Here is an 18,420-nt window from a genome sequence, read left to right on the forward strand (position 1 = left end):
GCGGGCGCCCTAGGTGGACGATCATGGAAGCCACCACATTGATCGATCGTGCGCTGATCCGCCTATCCGGAGAGGATGTCCGCGCCTTCCTCCAAGGGCTGGTCACCAATGATGTCTTCGGCACCCAACCGACATGGGCAGCGCTGTTGACGCCGCAGGGCAAGGCACTGTTCGACTTCATCGTCTGGCCACAGGATGCGGACCTGCTGATCGATTGCGAGGCAGCGCAGGCGGACGCTCTGGTCCGGCGGCTGGGCTTGTACCGGCTGCGGCGAGCGATCACGATCGCTCGAGACGAGGCGCTGGCGGTCCATTGGGCGATCGATGGCGCGGCCGGCGTTCCAGATCCACGGCTGCCCGCGCTGGGACATCGCTGGATCGCGCCGCCGGCGTCGCCTGCGGAGGGATGGCTGGCGCATCGCCTGTCGCTCGGCGTGACGGAGGGCGTGGCGGAACTCGGCAATGGCGAAACGCTCTGGCTGGAATGCAACGCGCGCGAACTGCACGGCGTCAGCTTCACCAAGGGCTGCTACATCGGGCAGGAGAACACCGCACGGATGCACCACCGGGCCAAGGTCAACCGGCGCCTGATCGTCGCGCCGCTGGGCGACGGCGGCGATCGCACCCGCGCGCGCTATCCCGAACTCGGCCTGATGATCGAACATCGCCGCGTCGAGTCACTGGGCGATGCGCTGATCCCCGCGTGGCTCGATGCGGCGATCGCCGACGATCAGCGACCGACGGCGGTATAGGTAAAGCCCGCCGCTTCCACATCCTCGCGCCGATAGACGTTGCGCAGGTCGACGAGCACCGGTGCGGCAACGATCGATCGCAGCTTGTCGAGGTCGAGCGCACGGAACGCGTCCCATTCGGTCACGATCACCACGGCATCTGCGCCGCTCGCAGCCTCGTACGCGTCCTTGCAATAGATGGCATCGGGCATCAGACGCCGTGCCGGCTCCATGCCTTCGGGATCATAGGCACGCACCGTGACGCCCGCGTCGGCCAGCGCCTGCGCGATCGCGATCGACGGCGCATCGCGCATGTCGTCGGTGTTCGGCTTGAAGGTCAGGCCCAGCAACGCCACGCTCTTGCCCTTCGGTTCACCATCGGCGGTGCCTGCGGTCAACGCATGCAGGACCTTGCGGCCCATCGCCCGTTTGCGGCTGTCGTTCACCTTCACCACCGCCTCGACGATATGCACCGGGCTTTCGAAATCCTCCGCGGTCTTCAGCAGCGCCAGCGTATCCTTGGGGAAGCACGATCCGCCATAGCCGGGGCCGGCGTGCAGGAACTTCTTGCCGATGCGGTTGTCCAGACCGATGCCGCGGCTGACGTCCTGCACGTTCGCGCCGACCGCCTCGCACAGATCGGATATCTCGTTGATGAAGGTGATCTTGGTCGCGAGAAACGCGTTGGCGGCGTATTTGATCAGCTCGGACGTGCGGCGGCCGGTGAACAGGATCGGTGATTCATTCAGATAGAGCGGACGATAGATGCCGCGCATCACCTTGCGCGCGCCCTCGTCGTCCGTACCGATGACGATCCGGTCGGGCCGCTTGAAATCGCCGATCGCGGCGCCCTCCCGCAGGAATTCGGGATTGGAGACCACCTGCACATCCACATCCGGACGGTGCTCGCGCAGGATCGCCTCGACCTTGTCGCCGGTGCCGACGGGGACCGTGGACTTCGTGACCAGAACGGTTGGTCCGGTCACCGCCGCAGCGATCTCCTCCGTCGCGGCGAACACGTAACTCAGGTCGGCATGCCCGTCGCCACGGCGCGACGGCGTGCCGACCGCGATGAAGATGGCGTCCGCACCCGCGACCGATGTGGCAAGATCGGTGGTGAAGCTCAGCCGTCCGGCTGCGACATTGGTCGCCACCAGCGCCTCGAGCCCCGGTTCGTAGATCGGCATACGACCCGCCCTCAGCGCGGCGATCTTGGCCTCGTCCTTGTCGACGCAGATCACGTCGTGGCCGAAATCGGCGAAGCAGGCGCCGGACACCAGACCGACATAGCCCGAACCGATCATCGTGATGCGCATCGAAACCTCTTGGCGGATGGAAGGAACACCGGACGGGCGCTCTCTAGCCGAACAGCCGACGATTGCCAGCGTTCCGATACGTCCGGCATGGGAGATCTACGATCGTCTGCGCGCCCTCGTCATTGCGGCCAGCGCGACGCAACCCAGGCTTGCAGCCCCTCGCTAGGGACCTCTCGTCGCGACCTTCTCGCAGCGACGGTCGAAGGAATGTACCCGCAACCGCATCATGTCGGTAGAACACCTTGAACCTGAGACAACCGGCATCACGATTTCCCGGGCGACAATCGGGGCCGGTCGCAGTGAAGCGACCACCATTATCCCGGCGTCAGCGGTGATCCGCTTCGCCTCCGCAGGCTGGAAGCGAAGATTATGTTTCCGCCAAAGCGCAACCCGGGATCAGGCACATTCACACCGTTCACGAGCTACCGCCGACGCAAAGGCATGGGGAGGCCCGGTCGCCTCAAACATTATCGGCCGGTGGACCCAACCAACGCAGTCGGAATGTCAGCCACGCATCTGCCCTATCCCGCTCTTCCATCGATGCGCGCCCAATTCGCCGCACAAACAAAAGGGGAGGCCGGCTCGCGCCGACCTCCCCGATTGTATTCCCGACGGTGGGACTGGTCTTACTGACCAGCGCCCGGACCGTAGGTGACTTCCACGCGACGGTTCTGCACTTCGCGAACGCCGTCGGCGGTGTCGACGCGCGGACGGCTCTCACCGAACGCTTCGGTCGAGATGACGCTGTCGGGCACGGCGTGCGACGACAGGTAAGCCTTGACCGAGTCAGCACGACGCTGCGAGAGGCCGACGTTGTACGAAGCGGCACCCGACTTATCGGCGTGACCTGCCAGCATGACCTGCGCGTTACCGCAGTTCTGGTACTGGCTGACCGCGTTGTCGAGGATCGAACCGGCTTCCGGCGTGATGTCCGACTTGTCCCATTCAAAGAACACGATGAACGGACCAGGCGAGCAGACCGGCGGCTGAGCGACGGGCTCTGGCGTCGGCGGGGGCGGCGGCAGCGGAGCGGGCTCTGCCGGCGGCGGCGGAGGCGTCGGCGTACCGAAGTTGTAGGTCAAGCCGCCCAGGATGCTGTGCGAACGGAAACGACCCTCGAAGGTGCGGTTCGTCACGTCGACCAGCTTGACGTTGTCGGCGTTGAAGAAGCGATACTTCAGCGTCGCGTCGATGTGGTCGGTCAGCGGAGCGCGGACGCCTGCCAGACCCTGCCATGCGAACACGGTGTCCGAATCGTCGACGAAGTTGCCGCGGGTGTTGAGCGCGTAGTTCGCCTTCACGCGAGCGACGCCGACACCGCCGCCGACGAAGCCCTGGATGCCGTCGTCTTCACCGAAGTCGAGCAGGCCGTTCAGCATGAAGCTGAGCGCCGAGGTCTTGCCACCGGCATAATCATAGCTGCCAGCCGGGGTAGCGACGATCGCACCCGCGGTGTTGTAGCGCGGCGTGGTGACGGTCGAGGTGTAGCCATCGACAGTCGCGCTCTTGTAGCCAACTTCGGTCTCGACGCGGAACCCGCCGAAATCGTAACCGATGACGCCATCGACGTCGTAGCCATAGTTGTGATCGACCGATGCGGCATTGGCGGTGGCGCCGATGTCATAATCGATGTCTTCGACGATCATCGCGCCGCCTTCGATGCCAACGTACCACGACTTGTCGCGGGCGAGGGCAGGAGTGGCGAGCGCGGTGGATGCAAGTGCCAGAACGACGGCAAGCTTCCGCATAGAATTCCCCTTTCTTGAGTGTCACTACGGACAGCGCAAACTCACTATCCGAGGGTTGGTTTCCACGCAAGCGCACAAAAGGCGGGACCTGTGGCAAGGATGCCACACATCGGGTCATCCGGCGATCAGCCCGTGTTGTCGCAACGCGCCGAGGATCGCCGTCACTGCGATCCGCGCGACTTCGTCCCCCGCCCCGCCCCCCGCCGGATCGGCGATAGCGGCCTTTTGCGTGCCCACGACGGCCTTTCCGCCGATGACCAGACGCGCGGCCGTCACGTCACCTTCCTGCCACACACCTGATCGGTAAGCTACTGTGGTACCAGACGAAATGCTCCACACTTGCAGGCCTTCGACGGGCCCGGCGAACCGCCAGCCGCCCGTGGTCCAGCCCGCCAGTGCCCGACCATGACCGGCCCAGTCGCCGGTCGGCGTCGTGCCGATGATCCAGCATTGGCCGACGGACGGAGAGGCCGGCGGAATATTCAGGCCGACGGCGATCACGGCCGCCTGCATAACCATATCGATCCGCGTCAGCGCCTCGTTATGCGTCAGTTCCTTGCCTGCCTGCCCTGCGGCCAGCAGCGGTATGCCGAATCGTGCGGTCATCTGGTCGTCCATGATCATGCTCCGTGATCGAGAGGGAATGTCGCGGCCACCGACGTCGCCAGCGTTCCTCGCTGCACGACCGATATCATCGCCGGCATCGCCGGGCTCCGGGCGGCAGGGATCAGCAACGACGATTGCCCGACGACATCGAACATCCCGCGCTCGCCGGCCGCATCGTCGATGGAGACGCGATAGGCCTCCGTCTCCTCGGCCAGCGGCGCATCGATGCCGTCGATCCACGACCATCCCGTCCGGCTGCGCCGCGTCCATTCGATCCGCAGCCCACCGCCCGCGGCATTTGCCACGGCCAGATGCACGGGCGACGGCGGGGCAACCGATGCGCCGACGACCTCGACCCCGGCCTCGACCGGTCCGGTCGCATCGCCCACTCCGCTGGCCAGCACCCGGATACGCCGTCCGATCGCGGACGCCGGCAGATCGATCGCAGCGAGCGCCTCGCGTTCGATCAGAACGAATGCATCCCCCACCGCCTGCACGCCGATCGCATGCTCCGTACCGCGCAACCCGCGCCGCAGGTCGGACAGCGCCCATCGTCCGCCGCCCAGCGGTTCGGCCCGCGCGAACTGGATCAATTCGCCGCCGACCAGCGCAAGATTGTCGCCCCGCGCCAGGCTCGTCGCATCGGCATCGGCCAGCATCATGTCCGCACGGTTCAGCGCGACCACCATCCGGCTACGGCGATCCGTCAGCGTCGCGCCCGTCGCCAATGGCGACACCACGATCCGCCCCATCACCGCCGGTGCCGCCGTAGTCCCCGCCCCGGTCCAGCTCGCGCCATCGTCCAGGCTGTACAGCAGCGCCGCCTGTCGCCAGCCGGCGCCGGCACCATTGGCCATCACGCTGATCCTCGGCCCGCCGAGCGGTTCCGCCAGCCCGGGAAGCTCGGCGATGACGAGCATCGTCGCTCCGACCATCAGGTCCGCCGCCGCGACCATCTGCCCGCTGGTCGCGGGCGCCGCGAGCGGACCGCTCGTCAGCGGCACCAGCTCCAGCGTCGTCACCATCGCTTCGACCTGCGCCCCGGCCACCCGCCAGCGCCCGTCCTCCCCGGCTATGGCGACGATCGCACCGGGAGCGATGCCCATGTCGGCGATGCCGAGCGCGACCCGCCGCCGCACACGCCCGGCCTCGCCCCTGGCAATCAGCGCCTCCGCAACCGCCTTGGCCGCACCGGCGGCGAGCACCGCGGGCAGCTCGACACGGTCGATCCCCCCTCCCGGTCCCGGTCGTCGGGCCCGCTGCACACCGATCTGATAGTCGCGCGCGGGGTCATGATGGGCGACCGTCACCTCACGCGCCACGGTATCGACGCCCGCGATCGTCCGCCGCCCGCGCCGGCCGGAATATCCCGCATCCATTCCGTCATCCCGAATCGCGATCGGTACGCCGGCATCCGTCCGGTGCACGATCCGCGCGCCGTCGACCTGCCACCAGCCGCCGTCCATCAGCGTCAGCGTATCCAGCACCCCCCGGACGCTCGCCCCCGACGCCGCGAAGCCGCCCAGCATCGCGCCGCCCACCCCGTCGACGTCCCCCGCCAGTGCCGCCGCGATCGCGCCGCTCGCCACCGGCCCCGCGTCCGCCTCCACCTCGAAGGTCAGCGACGGGATGCGGTTGCCGTAATCCGCCAGCTGCATCCCCTCGAACACCGCATAGGCGATCCCACGATACGCCGGCGTCGCGCCCGTCGCCGACGCGATCAGCGGATCGACCGGCTGTTCCTCACCACCCCGATGCAGCCTGAACCCGGTCCGGTTCTTCCAGTCCCCCGCCGCCCCGCGCAGCAATTTGCCCTCCGCCCAGATCCGCCGCACGCCGACGATCCGCCGCGCGGACAACGCCACCGCGAACGACGCCGAGTAATTGTAGCTGTTCGTGCCCGGCTGCCCCTTGCCGCTGCGGCTGGTCGTGCGCGTCTCGATCAGGTCGGTCGACCAGATCACCGTCCCCGCCACCCGCATCGTCCCGAACAGCCTGGGAATCTGCGTGCCATAGCTCGACGTCTGCACCGCCAGCTCGGTCAGCCGCGGCCCCTCGCGCGCCGCGCCGCGAAACAGCCGCCCGTCGATCGCCTGCCCGGCCAGCCCGCCGAGCAGTCCACCGATCGGCCCGCCCAGCACCCGCCCGACCGTCGTCAGCACCAGCGTCGCCATCAGTTTCCTCCCCCATATCGCCAGACCCCGATCGATGGCCAGTCGGACGGCCCCGGCCGCTCGACCACACGCCGCAGCGCCGCATCCGCATGGACGATGCCGCCCACGGTCCGGACCGCCCCGTGCCATTGCATCATGCCGACATCGAACAGCAGCACGTCGCCCGGTGCCGCATCGTCGACCCGCGCCAGCACCGCGTCGAACCGCTTCGCGATCTCCACGCCGTCGCCGCCGCGCAGCGGATAACCGGTCGGCACAACGCCGTCCCAGCCCGCCGCCCGCAGTGACGCCGCGATGACCCCGATACAGTCCAGCCCGTGTGCGGGGTCGCGCCCGTGCAACCGGAACCGCACCCCGATCAGCGCCTGCGCCGCCCCGGCGACCCGCGCGCCCTCATCCACCGGGATAGCGCGTCAGCAGGTCCACCCCCGGCAGATGCGGTTCGCCGCGAAAGTTCGCCGCATTCCCGAACCGCGTCGCGCATGTCGCCAGGCTCTTGTCGCACCCCTCGACCAGCTCCACCAGCGCGCCAGCGACCACCGCATACGCCGGCACCGTCCGCAACGTCACCATCGCCCCGGCAGAGCCCGCGATCGCCTGCTCCAGCCCACCATTCGCGCCGCCGAACCACCGCAACAGCCCGCCCGCAAAGCCGTCGGCCACCGGCTCGGCCGCATCCAGCGTCAGCACCCGCCCCGCCACGCCGGTCACCCGCGCAAACCGCCGCCGGCCGGCCAGCGCCACCCGGCATCGCCGATCGCCCAGCTCGGCGCGGCACTCCGCCGATGTTTCCTCGACCACCGGCCGCGCCAGCGCCGCGCTCGCTCCGGCCAGTTCGGCGGTAAAGCCGTCCTCGCTCAGTTCGACCGCGCCGATCCGCCCCTCGCCCAGCGCCGCCAGCGTCGCGCCCGTTTCCCAATCCGCCGCGAACAGCCGCACGCGGGCGCCATCCCAGCGCCCCGCGATCAGATCCGCCTCGCCGATCGCCGCACCGCTCAGCGCGCCGCCGATATCCATCGTATCCGCCTCCAGTCCCGCCGACCGATGCACCGCCGACGGCGTCATGCCCGGCGCCGCACGATACGCCAGTCCGTCGACCGTCAGGTCGCGGTCGTGCGTGGTCAGCCCGATCGCCACGCCGTCCCGTCGCTCGACGCGCCAGCACAGCACCGCGCATGTCACCGCGCTCACCCGCGCACCTCGATCAGCGGCACCGACGCGGCCTCGCCCGCCAGGAACGTCGCCCGCGTCACCCGAAGCCGATCCTCCGCGAACCGCACCATGACGTCGAAGGTGAAGCTCGCACGCACCACCGCCCCCGCCGGCGGCGCTGCATCCAGCACGATCGTTCCGCCCGCTTCCACTTGAAAGCCCTGCGTTGCGACCCCGTCCACCGCGACACGGACGCTCCCCGTCACCGGCCGGACGATCCGACGCACCACCCCGTCGTAATGCTTCACCAGCGCAAAACGCCGCCCGGTCGCATCGCCCCGCCCCAGCACCTCGTCCACGCCGGTCGCATCGAACGGATCGCGCAGCCGGAATGCACGCGCTGGCCCCATCCGTGCCCGGAAGAAGCCCAGCAATGTCGCGATATCCGCTTCCGAACGAACGCCGGGGCCGACGTCATACTGCGTCCGTGGCTCCGCCCAGCCGACGTTGCGCTGCTCCGCGCCGCCTGCCGCCGTCAGGATCGCGGTGGAAAAGGTCGGCGCCACCTCCGCCTCGCGCCCCAGCGCGATCGGGAACAGCACGTCGTCGTAATCCTGCACGTCCTCGTCTCCCTCGAAATGGACGAACCCGTCGCGCATCACCTGCGGCAACGCCCACAGGAACACCGCCGCGACCCCGCGCCGTCGCGCCGCCATCCCCGCCGCCGCGATCAGCGCCCATTGCGCCGCCTGATCGGGCCGCAGGACGAAGCCCGACAGATAATGCTGCCGCGCCCGGGGATAGCCCAGCCGCGCTTCCGCCGCCGCGACACCGCGCACGGTCGACGCGACGTCGCCCTCCGTCACCCAGTCGTAATCTTCCAGCTGGAGCACGTCGAAGGCGGGATAGGCCCAGCCGATCGGCATATTGGCGCGCTTCAGCTCCGGCGCCTGCCCGTCCAGCACGGTCGGCAGATACGTCAGCAGATAGCTTTCGCACGCCGGAAATGCCGCCTTCACCGCCGCAACCAGACTGGCGGTCGACGCCGCCAGCGCTGCGCCCGCCCGATCCATCGTCGCTGTCTGCGCGGCGTCCATCGTCATCCGCACGCGCGGGATCGCCACCGGCGCCAGCGCCGCGACCGCCGCCGCATCGTACAGGCACGGCCGCCCGTCGGGCATCGTCCACCACCACGGCTCGCCGACCTGGAACTTCGGTGCCAGCCCCGCCGCGACACCTATGCCCACGAACGCCGCCGCCACCTGCCGCAGATACCCCATCGCGCCGTCGTGGCAGGGCGACAGCAGCGTCGACGGCGGCTCCCACCCGGTCAGCGCCGGCGCGCCATCCGCCGCCCGCTGCTTCCAGTCGTTCCAGCAATGCTCGTCGAACAATTCGTAGCTGAGCGACCAGATGACGTCATAGCCCAGCGCCCGCGCCCGCACTGCAAAGTCGCGATGCCACGCCGCGCAGGCCGTATTCAGCACGCCGCCGCTCAGCCCGACATAGAACCCGCCGTACAGCGCATCGAGCCGGAAATAATGGCTCATCCCGACGTAATGCGTGATCGCCCCGCGATACCCCAGATGCAACGCATTGCGCAGCAGCCGCGCCGGCGTCAGATTGTAGCTGTCGTCATAGCCGCTCGCGATCGCGAAGCCGTGCTCCGGCACCACCGCATCGCCGATCCCCAGCACTGCGCCCGGCCCGTCGCAGGCGATCCCGGTCCATTCGACCCAGCCCTCCTGCGCCCCCGCCAGCGCCCCGTCGCTGCCATCGTAATCCGGCGCGACCAGCGACACGAACATCCGGTCGATATTCCCCGCCCACACCGGATCGGCTTCCCCGGGCAACAGGAACCCACCCGACAGGTTCGCGAAATCGATCTGGACGACCGCATCCTCGGTCGTACCCGTCGCATAATTCCACAATCGCACGTACCAGGCCCGCGGTGCGCCAGAGGCATCGCGCCCCTCGATCGTCAGCGTCGGGCCGTTGACCGCATCCAGCGGCTTGATTCCCTGCGACCGCCACCGGAACTTCAACCGGCATTCCCGGAAATCCCGCGAGGTTTCATACCGCAACAGCGCATGATCGAAACGGTCCTCCGCCTCCCAGATCAACCCCGCCAGATCGTCGCGCTTGTAGAACACGGCATCCACCCGCAGCGCATCCGCCGCCGGATTGGTCACCGCCGCCATCATCGGCCGCGGAAAATTGACCGTCCAGAACCGCGGATCGAAGCGCGTCACCACCCCCTCCACCTGCTGCTCGCGCCGCGAACACAGCCAATGCGCCATGACATGTCTCCCGAAACCGAATGCATTCCTCCCTCGACTGGGAGGTGACGCGCAAAAACGCCGACACCGTGGGCGAAAAACCGAGCGCAAAGCCCACCTCCCCCTCGCGGGCGAGGAACGAGAAAACCCGACAATTCCTCCCTCGCTTCAGCGGGGGAGGGGGACCGCCGGCGCAGCCGGTGGTGGAGGGGGCGCTTCCGCAGGCGACGACGCTCGTAGCTCACGTCCACCTCCGTCATCGCTGGAGCGCCGCCCCCTTGCGGAAAAGGAATGAGGCACACGCCCTACCCCTCCAAAGCAGCCCGGACCGCCCTCGCCACCTGTCTCCCGGAACGCTGCAAAGCCGCCGGAGCCTCCCCCGCTCCCGCCTGCACCGTGATCGACACCCGCACGTCGCGACCGCCAGATCCGCCAGCCTCGACCCGCCCGCTCGACGTCGGCACGAACACCTCCGGCCCCCGCTCCCCCACGACATAGCCGCGCCCCGGCGACACCGGCCCACCCGTCGCCCGCCCCGGCAACCCGACGAGTCCCGCCAGCACGCCCCCCAGCGAACTGCCGCCGGTCACCGCGCCCACCCCGCTCCGCACCGCCGCACGGGCAACCTCGGCCAGCACCCCCAGCGCGACGCCCTTCAGATCCTCGAACCCGAACTTGCCCGCCCGTACCGATCGCAACAAAGCACTCTCGATCGCCCGCCCCGCCCGCTCGGCCCCGGCACCCAGCGACCCTTCCATCGTCGCTCGCATCGCCTCGACCTCGCGCGCGAAGCCCGCCGTGTCGGCCCGTACGCCGACCACCATCCGCTCGACCTCATCCATCCGGAAACGCCTCTCGCATCGCCGCCAGCGTGTCGGCGTCAGGAGGCGTCACCGCCCCTTCCGCACCACCGCTCGCCGCCGTCACCACCGCCGCCAGTTCGGCCGGCGTCGCCCGCCAGAACGCGTCCGGGCTCCACCCCAGCACCGCGCCCGCAAACCCCGCCAGCCGCACCGCGCCCTCTGCAAATACCGTCACCGCCCCGCCAGGATCTGCCCGAGCAGCACCCGCAGCACCGGCGTCAGCTTCGCCAGCCCCAGTTCGATCAGCGCCTCGCCCAACCGCTCGCGCGTCATCCCCTCCGGCAGCTCGCGCAGGCAATGCCAGAACAGCGCGACCAGTTCGCCCAGCCCCAGCCGCCCCTCCGCCGCCCGCTCGACCAGCGCGAACAGCGGCCCCAGCTCGCCTTCCGCCGCCACCAGCGCCGCGAACGACGGCCGCAGCACCAGATCGCAGCCATCGACCCGCAGGGAACACTCGCCCCGCACCGGGTTCGCCGCGCCGCTCACGCCACCACCACCGGCCCGGAACTCTCGAGGCTCAGCGTGTAGGATCGCTCCCCGTTGAAATCGCCGGCGTAATCCAGCCGCGTCACCAGGAACCGCCCCGTCATGCTGTCGCCGCTCTCGAAGCTCAGCCGGTAATCGTCGAGCACGCCCGACAGCGCGCTCGCCTTCACCCGCACCTCCGCCGCCGATCCGGTGAACACGCCCGCGCCCGACACGCTGACGCTGCGCACCCCCGCGCCCGACAGCAACTGCCGCCAGCCGCCCGAATCCTTGTTGGTCACCACCACCGCTTCGCCGTTGACGCTCAATTGCGTCGTGCGCAGCCCCGCCACCGTCGCGAACGCCGGCACCGCAGCGCCGTCGCCCACCTTCAGCAGGAACGCACTGCCCCGTTCCACCGCCATGTCTTGTCTCCCCTAGTTGTTGCGGAACATCCGCACCGCGAACACGCTCGTCGCCGTCCAGCGCTCGCCCTTCGACTGCACCACCGAACCACGCACCAGCCGCACATGGGTCACTCGCCAGCCCTCGCCGAGTTGCGCCGGCAAGGTCGCCATCCGCTCCTCCACCGCCGCGTTCAGCGCCCGCACCCGCTCGGGCGAGACGCCCATGTCGATACACGCCACCGCCACCGAACCGACCCGCCCCAGCACGCCGACCGCATCGCCCGCCGCCATCCCCGGGTCGTCGACCACCACATAGGGCATCGCTCCCCGCGCCGGCGGCGCGTCGAACACCCGGCCGAGCGCCGCCAGATGCGCCACCACCGCCACGCGCAGCATCGCGCCCGCGCTCACAGCCGCATCCTCCGATACGGTCGCCACAGCGCAGCCACCGCCGCCGGCGGCTCCGCGCTCCCCTCGCGATGTTCGAACAGATGCGCCGCCAGCAGCACCACGCCCTGCGCCACCGGCTCGGGCAGCGCCGTCCAGTCCGCCGCCAGCCCCGCGGTATAGCTCACCGCCACCCGGCTCGCCCCGCCCGGCGCGGTCACCCGCACCCAGCCGACACCGCCCGCATCGATATCCACCGCATTGGCGCCCACCGGCAGCACGAACGGCTCCCCCGCCGCCGGCAACCCGGTCAGCCCCGCGATCGCGCTCACGGGCATCTGCACCAGCCGCTGCCAGTCCCGCCCGACGCCGATCACATCCTCGCACACCCGCCCGATCAGCCGCTGCCCGCAGAACGCCTCCGCCAGCGCCAGCGCCGACCCCGCCCCGCGCGTCAGCACCGCATCCGGCGCCTCCACGATCCGCAAATACGCCCCCGCCGCAGCCGCCGCCGCAGCGACCACCCCGACCGGCATCGCCGCCCCCGCCATCAGCATTTTCCTTCGATTGAGGCGGTGCCGGCCCGCTCCCCCCTTCCGGCCACCCACAGCATATCCTGAACGGGTGGTCGGGAGGGGGAGCGGGCCGGCACCGCAAAAACGCGCTCTTCCGCGCGTTTTCAAAGACCCATCAGGCGACGGCGAACTTCATCAGCTTGATCGCCTCGCTGTCGGCAACGCACCCGCCGATCCGCCTGGTCGCGTAGAAGCCGACGAACGGCTTGTTGCTGTACGGATCGCGCAGGATCGCCGTCTCGCTGCGTTCGGCGATCAGATACCCCGCCCTGAAGTTGCCGAACGCGATCGCGAGCGCATTCGCCGCGATATCCGGCATGTCCTCCGCCTCGACCACCGGGTAGCCGAGCAGCATCGCCGGCTGCCCGCCCGCCAGGCTGGGCTGCCACAACGGCATGCCGTCGGTCGTCTTGAACTTGCGGATGCGCGCCAGCGTGCTCGCGTTCATCACCCAGCTCGCCCCCTGCCGGTACGGCGCCCGCAGGCTCTGCACCAGATCGACCAGCCGCTCGTCCGGCACGGTGCCGAAGTCGCTCGCCGCCCCGCTCGGCAGATATTGAAGCGTCCCCAGCGCCCGCGCCCCATCCTTCGCGGCAGACGTCGGATTGGTCAGGAACCCCTTCGGCCGGTTGACGCCGGTGCCGCCGACGAACGCCGCGCCTTCCGCCTTGGCGAACTCCGCCGCGATCTCGCCCGCCAGCCAGTCCTCCACATCGAATGCCGCATCGTCCAGCATCGCCTGGCTGGCCGAGGGGTTGGCGTACAATTCCCCCATCGGCGGCACCAGCTCGGCGAACACCGGGCTCGCCGTCTCCGGTCGCGCCGCCGTCTCCGCCGCCCAGCCCGACGGCGTGCCGCCGGTGGTGATCAGCTTGCGATACCCCGCCGACCCCACCTTCACGACATTGGCGATGGCCCGGATCGGCGAGGCACCCTTCAGCACCCGCGCGATCTCCGCATCGATCTCGCGCGGCACCGCAAAGCCGCCCGCATCCCCCGTCACCCCGGTGAACGCCTTCATCTCCAGCGTCGTCCCCGCCCGCACGAAGCCCGCAAAGGCCCCGTCGGTCCGCTCCACACGCGCGCCATCCAGCGCCGGCCGTTCGATCACGTCCACGTCATTCTCCTCGTTGGAAACTTGAATTTTTTTGAAGCGCCGCGGCCTCAGCCGACCCGGTCGATCCGCGCCAGCGGCTGCATCGGCACCGCGACCAGGCTCACCTCGGCCAGCGTCACCCGCACCAGCTCGCGCCGCGCGCCCTGCCGCACCTCGACCGCGCGATAGCCGACCGACAGCCCATCCAGCGCCCGCCGCGCCACCAGCGCCGCCACATCGGGATCGTCGACCTCGCCCTCGACCCGCAACCCACGCGCATCCTCGCCCAGCGTCACGATCCGCCCGACCGCGCGCCCGCCGTGCTGCCACAACAAAGGCACCGGCCCCGCCCCTGCAAAGGCACCCGCCCGGATCACGTCCCCCGCCCGATCCACCCGGTCGAAGATCGCGGCGTATCCCCCGAATCTCACTTCAACCACCCGCCGAAACCCAGCTTCACCGCCAGTCCGGTCAGCAGCAGTGCCCCCGCCAGCCGCAGGCACCAGCCCGCCGCCGCCTTCCACGCCGACCGCTTCGCATCGCGCCATGCGCTCAGCAGCTCGCGCAGTTCGGCCAGATCCCGCCGCGCCGCCTCGTCCGCCAGACCCAGCCGGGTCAGCGCCCGCGTCGCCGACAATTCCCCCGCCTCCTCCGCCACCGCACGCATCGTGTTGAGGTCCGCCCCCTCGCGCGCCGCCTGCGCCATCAATTGCGCCAGAACATGGCCCGTCATCGCTCCACCCCCAACATCGCCCGCTTCTCCTCCTCGGTCAGGAAACCGGCCGCGCTCACGCTTGCCCACAACCGCTCGCGATCCTCCGCCAGCGCCGGCACCCGATCGAGATCGACGGACAGCGCCGCCCCCTCAAACCACCCCGCCAGCCCCTGCGCCAATCCGCTCAGGATCGTTCCCGCCAGCGGCAGCACCGTCAGCCGCCACAGCGCCTTGTTCGCCTCGCGATAATTGGCGTAGGTCGCATCGCCGGGCAGGCCGAGCAGCATCGGCGGCACCCCGAACGCCAGCGCGATCTCCCGCGCCGCCCCCGCCTTCAGCCCGACGAAATCCATGTCCGCCGGCGACAGCGACAGCGCCTGCCACCGAAGGCCACCCTCCAGCAGCATCGGCCGCCCGGCATTGCCCGCACCCGCGAACCCCGCCTCCATCTCGGTCTTCAGCCGTTCGAACTGCTCCGCGCTCAACGCCGCGCCGTCGCCCGGATCGTAGACCAACGCTCCCGAAGGCCGCGCCGCATTGTCGAGCAGCGCCTTGTTCCACTTGCCCGCCGCATTGTGCACCGCGACCGCACCCGACGCCGCGCCCAGGCAGCCCATGCCATAATGATCGTCGACCGGATTGAAGCTGCGGATATGCACCACGTCCGGGCGCGGCCCCTCCGCGTCCAGCCGCACCCGCCGCTCGCCCACCGCATAGCGGTACGCGGTCGGCCACCCGCCGGCATCCACCTCGACGCTCACCCGCTCCGGCCGCAGCGCATAGAGCGCCCCCACGCCCCCTTCCGCATCGCGCAGCACCTGCACATAGGCATTGCCGTGCAACAGCATCTGCGCCGCCACCGTCTCCAGCAGCGCCTGCCCACCCGACCGCGCCTCGACCAGCGCCACCAGTTCCGGCGCGCTGGCGCCCAGCGGCGCCGACCCGACGCCCTCCGCCACCAGCTTCACCGCCCGCTGCGCGATCGCATTCCCCGCATAGCCATCGCGCACCTGCGCCTCGTACGACCGCGGCCACTCCCCCAGCGCCACGCCCGACCCCGCACGCGACAACGCCGGCCGCCCGCCTTCGCGGGGACCCTTCCACCCAAACAACCGCATGATGATGCTCCTGAATATGGTTCGCTCGACGGCGCTCAGCCGCACATGATTGGGTTCGCGCGAAGCCGCGAAGACGGTTTGATTCACGCGGAGGCGCGGAGACGCGGAGACGCGGAGAAGAAGCAAGGAGAGAGAGGAAGAGCTGCGCTCGGCCGCCATTCCGGTTCGGCGCCTCTCAGCTCAGCTCAGCTCAGCTCAGCTCAGCTCGGCCCAGCCCAGCCCGCCCCAACACCTCCTTCCGTCATCCCGGCGAACGCCGGGACCCATGGACGCGCCCCGCAGCGAAGGCGCACCCCCGACCGCCCGCATCCATGGGTCCCGACTTCCGTCGGGATGACGAAGAAGAAAGAAGCCCCCACCCCCCTCCCTTCGCGCCTTCGCGCGCCTCAACTTCTCCGCGCCTTCGCGCCCCTCTCAACTTCTTCTCCGCGTCTCCGCGTCTCCGCGCGAAACACCTTCTTCCAACCACCTTCGCGTCTTCGCGCCTTCGCGAGAACAACCCTTCTCCGCGCCTTCGCGCGCTTGTCTCCGCGCCTCCGCGCGAAAACACCTCCTTAAGCTACAACCCCCGAACAGCGCCCCCACCGCGCCGCCCCAGACACAATTCCGTCAGCGCCCAGACCAAGGCGTCCGCCCGATCCGGCGACCGCCCCGGCCCCTGATAACCACCCCCGACGATCAGCCCGCACATCTCGTCCTCCAGTGCCGCGAACCGCCCGCAATGCCGCACCCGGCCGCGCTCGTAGAGCGTCGCCACCGGCTCCGCCCGCGCCACCTTGCCCCGGCTCGCGCGCACCAGCTTCACCGGCAGCGTCACCTCCGCCGCCAGCAACACCGACCGCACCATCGCGCCGCCCTGGTTGGCCTCCGCCACCACCCGGTCGGCGCGATGTTGCGCCGCGCAACCCGCCACCGCCCGCGCCCAGCCCTCGGGCGACGCCGCGGATACGCTGGCGTCGGCGAGCACATGCGCCATGCCGTCACCGTCGAGCCCGACCGCGACGATCCCGCACGCATCGCCGCTCTTGCCCTCCGCGACGGCCCCCGCCGGCGGATCGACGCCGACCACGACCCGCACCAGATCGGCCGGCGCCTCACCGCGGCACCCTTCCAGCATCGCCCGCGACCACAAGGCGCCGACCAGATCGTCGACCATCTCGCCCTCCAGTTCCTGCCGCCCCAAGGCGGTCCCGCCATAGGCATCCTCGACATGCGCGACGAAGGCGTCCGGCAGGAACGGATTGTCGCGCGTGCGTCCGCGCGTCTCGACCAACCCCTTCGCGCGCAGCACCCGCTTCATCAGGTTGGTCGGACGCGGCGTCGTCGTCACCAGCACGCGCGGATGCGGCCCGCGCCGCATCCCCATCATCAGATTGTCCCACGCCGCATCGCCGCGCCGCCATTTCGCCAGTTCGTCGCACCACGCCGCATGATGCTCCGGCCCGCGCAACTGGTCCGGCGCGTCCGCCGAATAGACGAACGCCCGCGCCCCGTTGGGCCAGCGGATTTCGCCGCGGCTGACGGTATAGCGCGGTGTCTGGCCGATCTTTGCGACCGCACGCAGGCCGCTCGGCCCCTCGATCATCACCCGGCGCACATCGGCGGCGGTTGCACCGACCAGGGCGATCAGCGCCTCCGGATCGCCCGCGATCGCCGTCACCCACTCGGCGCCCGCACGCGTCTTGCCGAACCCGCGCCCGGCCCGGATCAGCCAGATCCGCCAATCCTCGCCGCTCGGCGCCTGCTGCCCCGGCTGCGCCCAGCCGCCTTCCCAGCGTTCCCCCAGTTCGTTGCGCATCGCCACGGGCAGCGATCGCAGCAATGCGTCGCGCTCCGCTTCGGGCAGGGCGGCGAGCGCCGCCATCACGTCGATCCGCTCGTCCGTCATGCCGCGCCCCCGTCCTGTGTATCGCCGTTCCTCGCCCCCGATCGGGACACTGCGGCCGGTGCCGGTAGCGCCACGTGCCCCCCCGGCACGACGCCGGCCGCGATCGCCGCCGCGCGCTGGTTGCGCGCTGCCAGCACCTTCAACTTGCCGGCGATCACCGCATCGGTCTGCGCGCGCGTCGCCACCGCCTGCGACGGCAAGCGCGGGCCGACGCGCCCGTCGCGCCGCGCCTTGTGCATGGCGAGCAGCTTGACCGCTTCGTCCCATGCGATCGGCTCCGGCGCCAGTCCGTCCACCATGCCGACGGCGCCGCCGCCGCTGCCGCCTGCCAGCACATGGCCGATGATCCGGGTCTCCAGCACCTGATAGGCGATGGCGATCGCCTCGTCCCACGCCTTGCCGAACGCCGCATTGGTCTTGCGCCGGTAATAGACTTGCGATGGCAGCAGCCCGATCGTCCTCGCCGCCTCGGTGACGTTGCAGCTGCCCGCCAGATGCGTGAAGAACGTCCTGTTCATCGTCGCCGTCCATCGAACCGCCTGGCACGACCGGCGGCGGACCGCCGTTCCGCACGATATCGCCGGATCGCCCTCAACCTCGTCCGTCATGCGCCCCTCCCCGCTACGCAGGTCGGGCCGGCAACGGATCGGGCGCTCTACCCGACCGTTCCGGCCCGACTCGCAATTCTTCAGCGTTCCTGTTATGTACCTAAACAGTGTGACGCTGTCAAGCATTATGTACCAGATAGGTTATTTTACTGTCGCGTATTGCGTTATCGCGTTGATGCCGACGTGGTTCCGGCTGTCATACATCACGATTGTCGGAGCGGGGCTTGCCCTTGCCTGTCGGGAACGTTAACAACTCTGTCATTCCAACGCTCTCACAGGATCCTGCGTTGCC

At 69.8% G+C, this 18,420-nt stretch carries 20 protein-coding genes; 1 reads left to right on the forward strand and 19 read right to left on the reverse strand.

The genetic code is table 11. The features are described from left to right. Nucleotides 1–23: 23 nt before the first annotated feature. Nucleotides 24–752, forward strand: a complete 729-nt coding sequence (gene ygfZ / locus LRA87_RS10820) for a CAF17-like 4Fe-4S cluster assembly/insertion protein YgfZ (RefSeq protein WP_230631468.1) — start codon at nucleotides 24–26, stop codon at nucleotides 750–752. Here the strand turns inward: ygfZ and LRA87_RS10825 are convergent. The 19 genes from LRA87_RS10825 to LRA87_RS10915 form a co-directional block, all read right to left on the reverse strand. Next, nucleotides 731–2,047, reverse strand: coding sequence for a UDP-glucose dehydrogenase family protein (locus LRA87_RS10825; protein ID WP_230631469.1), 1,317 nt, complete (start codon nucleotides 2,045–2,047; stop codon nucleotides 731–733). The two genes, ygfZ and LRA87_RS10825, sit on opposite strands and share 22 nt — an antisense overlap. A gap of 626 nt (nucleotides 2,048–2,673) precedes the next feature. Further along, entirely contained in the window at nucleotides 2,674–3,795 is a 1,122-nt protein-coding gene (locus tag LRA87_RS10830) for an OmpA family protein (protein ID WP_230631470.1), read from the reverse strand. A 114-nt stretch (nucleotides 3,796–3,909) separates the two neighbouring features. Next, nucleotides 3,910–4,413: a DUF2793 domain-containing protein gene (locus LRA87_RS10835; protein ID WP_230631471.1), complete on the reverse strand. Its 504-nt coding sequence runs from the start codon at nucleotides 4,411–4,413 to the stop codon at nucleotides 3,910–3,912. Between the two features lie 2 nt (nucleotides 4,414–4,415). Then, entirely contained in the window at nucleotides 4,416–6,575 is a 2,160-nt protein-coding gene (locus LRA87_RS10840) for a GTA baseplate fiber-binding domain-containing protein (RefSeq protein ID WP_230631472.1), read from the reverse strand. After that, a complete protein-coding gene (locus LRA87_RS10845; protein ID WP_230631473.1) occupies nucleotides 6,575–6,976 on the reverse strand; it encodes a peptidoglycan endopeptidase in 402 nt (133 codons plus the stop codon). The genes LRA87_RS10840 and LRA87_RS10845 overlap by 1 nt, the downstream gene beginning before the upstream one ends. After that, complete coding sequence (locus LRA87_RS10850) at nucleotides 6,969–7,766, reverse strand: DUF2163 domain-containing protein (protein ID WP_230631474.1); 798 nt, start codon at nucleotides 7,764–7,766, stop codon at nucleotides 6,969–6,971. Before LRA87_RS10850 ends, LRA87_RS10845 begins: the two co-directional genes overlap by 8 nt. Next, on the reverse strand, nucleotides 7,763–10,027 hold the full coding sequence (locus tag LRA87_RS10855; protein WP_230631476.1) for a DUF2460 domain-containing protein: 2,265 nt from the start codon (nucleotides 10,025–10,027) through the stop codon (nucleotides 7,763–7,765). The genes LRA87_RS10850 and LRA87_RS10855 overlap by 4 nt, the downstream gene beginning before the upstream one ends. Before the next feature lie 284 nt (nucleotides 10,028–10,311). Next, entirely contained in the window at nucleotides 10,312–10,848 is a 537-nt protein-coding gene (locus tag LRA87_RS10860; protein ID WP_230631477.1) for a tail tape measure protein, read from the reverse strand. Next, the gene (locus LRA87_RS10865; RefSeq protein ID WP_230631479.1) at nucleotides 10,841–11,044 is read right to left on the reverse strand and encodes a phage tail assembly chaperone; all 204 of its coding nucleotides are present in this window, start codon (nucleotides 11,042–11,044) and stop codon (nucleotides 10,841–10,843) included. Before LRA87_RS10865 ends, LRA87_RS10860 begins: the two co-directional genes overlap by 8 nt. Next, nucleotides 11,041–11,355, reverse strand: coding sequence for a gene transfer agent family protein (locus LRA87_RS10870; protein WP_230631481.1), 315 nt, complete (start codon nucleotides 11,353–11,355; stop codon nucleotides 11,041–11,043). The genes LRA87_RS10865 and LRA87_RS10870 overlap by 4 nt, the downstream gene beginning before the upstream one ends. Next, nucleotides 11,352–11,759, reverse strand: coding sequence for a phage major tail protein, TP901-1 family (locus LRA87_RS10875; protein WP_230631483.1), 408 nt, complete (start codon nucleotides 11,757–11,759; stop codon nucleotides 11,352–11,354). Before LRA87_RS10875 ends, LRA87_RS10870 begins: the two co-directional genes overlap by 4 nt. 12 nt (nucleotides 11,760–11,771) lie before the next feature. Next, the gene (gp17, locus tag LRA87_RS10880; RefSeq protein WP_230631484.1) at nucleotides 11,772–12,152 is read right to left on the reverse strand and encodes a tail completion protein gp17; all 381 of its coding nucleotides are present in this window, start codon (nucleotides 12,150–12,152) and stop codon (nucleotides 11,772–11,774) included. After that, nucleotides 12,149–12,679 carry a head-tail connector protein gene (locus LRA87_RS10885; protein WP_230631485.1) on the reverse strand — a complete coding sequence of 177 codons (531 nt, stop codon included), beginning with the start codon at nucleotides 12,677–12,679 and terminating at the stop codon, nucleotides 12,149–12,151. Before LRA87_RS10885 ends, gp17 begins: the two co-directional genes overlap by 4 nt. A 139-nt stretch (nucleotides 12,680–12,818) precedes the next feature. After that, nucleotides 12,819–13,820, reverse strand: coding sequence for a phage major capsid protein (locus LRA87_RS10890; protein WP_230631487.1), 1,002 nt, complete (start codon nucleotides 13,818–13,820; stop codon nucleotides 12,819–12,821). A 47-nt stretch (nucleotides 13,821–13,867) separates the two neighbouring features. Continuing rightward, nucleotides 13,868–14,230: an HK97 family phage prohead protease gene (locus LRA87_RS10895; protein ID WP_230631489.1), complete on the reverse strand. Its 363-nt coding sequence runs from the start codon at nucleotides 14,228–14,230 to the stop codon at nucleotides 13,868–13,870. Continuing rightward, nucleotides 14,227–14,532, reverse strand: a complete 306-nt coding sequence (locus LRA87_RS10900; protein WP_230631490.1) for a DUF6127 family protein — start codon at nucleotides 14,530–14,532, stop codon at nucleotides 14,227–14,229. The genes LRA87_RS10895 and LRA87_RS10900 overlap by 4 nt, the downstream gene beginning before the upstream one ends. Next, entirely contained in the window at nucleotides 14,529–15,632 is a 1,104-nt protein-coding gene (locus LRA87_RS10905) for a phage portal protein (protein ID WP_230631492.1), read from the reverse strand. The genes LRA87_RS10900 and LRA87_RS10905 overlap by 4 nt, the downstream gene beginning before the upstream one ends. A 559-nt stretch (nucleotides 15,633–16,191) precedes the next feature. After that, a complete protein-coding gene (locus LRA87_RS10910; RefSeq protein WP_230631494.1) occupies nucleotides 16,192–17,520 on the reverse strand; it encodes a DNA-packaging protein in 1,329 nt (442 codons plus the stop codon). Next, nucleotides 17,517–18,128, reverse strand: coding sequence for a hypothetical protein (locus LRA87_RS10915; protein WP_230631496.1), 612 nt, complete (start codon nucleotides 18,126–18,128; stop codon nucleotides 17,517–17,519). Before LRA87_RS10915 ends, LRA87_RS10910 begins: the two co-directional genes overlap by 4 nt. Between the last annotated feature and the right edge of the window lie 292 nt (nucleotides 18,129–18,420).

The sequence above is a fragment of the Sphingomonas sp. Leaf37 genome (assembly GCF_920939475.1).
Lineage (GTDB): Bacteria > Pseudomonadota > Alphaproteobacteria > Sphingomonadales > Sphingomonadaceae > Sphingomonas.

Coding starts and splice junctions, on each gene's coding strand:
- LRA87_RS10825 (WP_230631469.1), bottom strand. CDS start 2,047: ATGCGCATCACGATGATCGGTTCGGGCTATGTCGGTCTGGTGTCCGGC.
- LRA87_RS10885 (WP_230631485.1), bottom strand. CDS start 12,679: ATGGCGGGGGCGGCGATGCCGGTCGGGGTGGTCGCTGCGGCGGCGGCT.
- ygfZ (WP_230631468.1), top strand. CDS start 24: ATGGAAGCCACCACATTGATCGATCGTGCGCTGATCCGCCTATCCGGA.
- LRA87_RS10860 (WP_230631477.1), bottom strand. CDS start 10,848: ATGGATGAGGTCGAGCGGATGGTGGTCGGCGTACGGGCCGACACGGCG.
- LRA87_RS10900 (WP_230631490.1), bottom strand. CDS start 14,532: ATGACGGGCCATGTTCTGGCGCAATTGATGGCGCAGGCGGCGCGCGAG.
- LRA87_RS10910 (WP_230631494.1), bottom strand. CDS start 17,520: ATGACGGACGAGCGGATCGACGTGATGGCGGCGCTCGCCGCCCTGCCC.
- LRA87_RS10915 (WP_230631496.1), bottom strand. CDS start 18,128: ATGACGGACGAGGTTGAGGGCGATCCGGCGATATCGTGCGGAACGGCG.
- LRA87_RS10840 (WP_230631472.1), bottom strand. CDS start 6,575: ATGGCGACGCTGGTGCTGACGACGGTCGGGCGGGTGCTGGGCGGGCCG.
- LRA87_RS10830 (WP_230631470.1), bottom strand. CDS start 3,795: ATGCGGAAGCTTGCCGTCGTTCTGGCACTTGCATCCACCGCGCTCGCC.
- LRA87_RS10875 (WP_230631483.1), bottom strand. CDS start 11,759: ATGGCGGTGGAACGGGGCAGTGCGTTCCTGCTGAAGGTGGGCGACGGC.
- LRA87_RS10905 (WP_230631492.1), bottom strand. CDS start 15,632: ATGCGGTTGTTTGGGTGGAAGGGTCCCCGCGAAGGCGGGCGGCCGGCG.
- LRA87_RS10855 (WP_230631476.1), bottom strand. CDS start 10,027: ATGGCGCATTGGCTGTGTTCGCGGCGCGAGCAGCAGGTGGAGGGGGTG.
- LRA87_RS10835 (WP_230631471.1), bottom strand. CDS start 4,413: ATGGACGACCAGATGACCGCACGATTCGGCATACCGCTGCTGGCCGCA.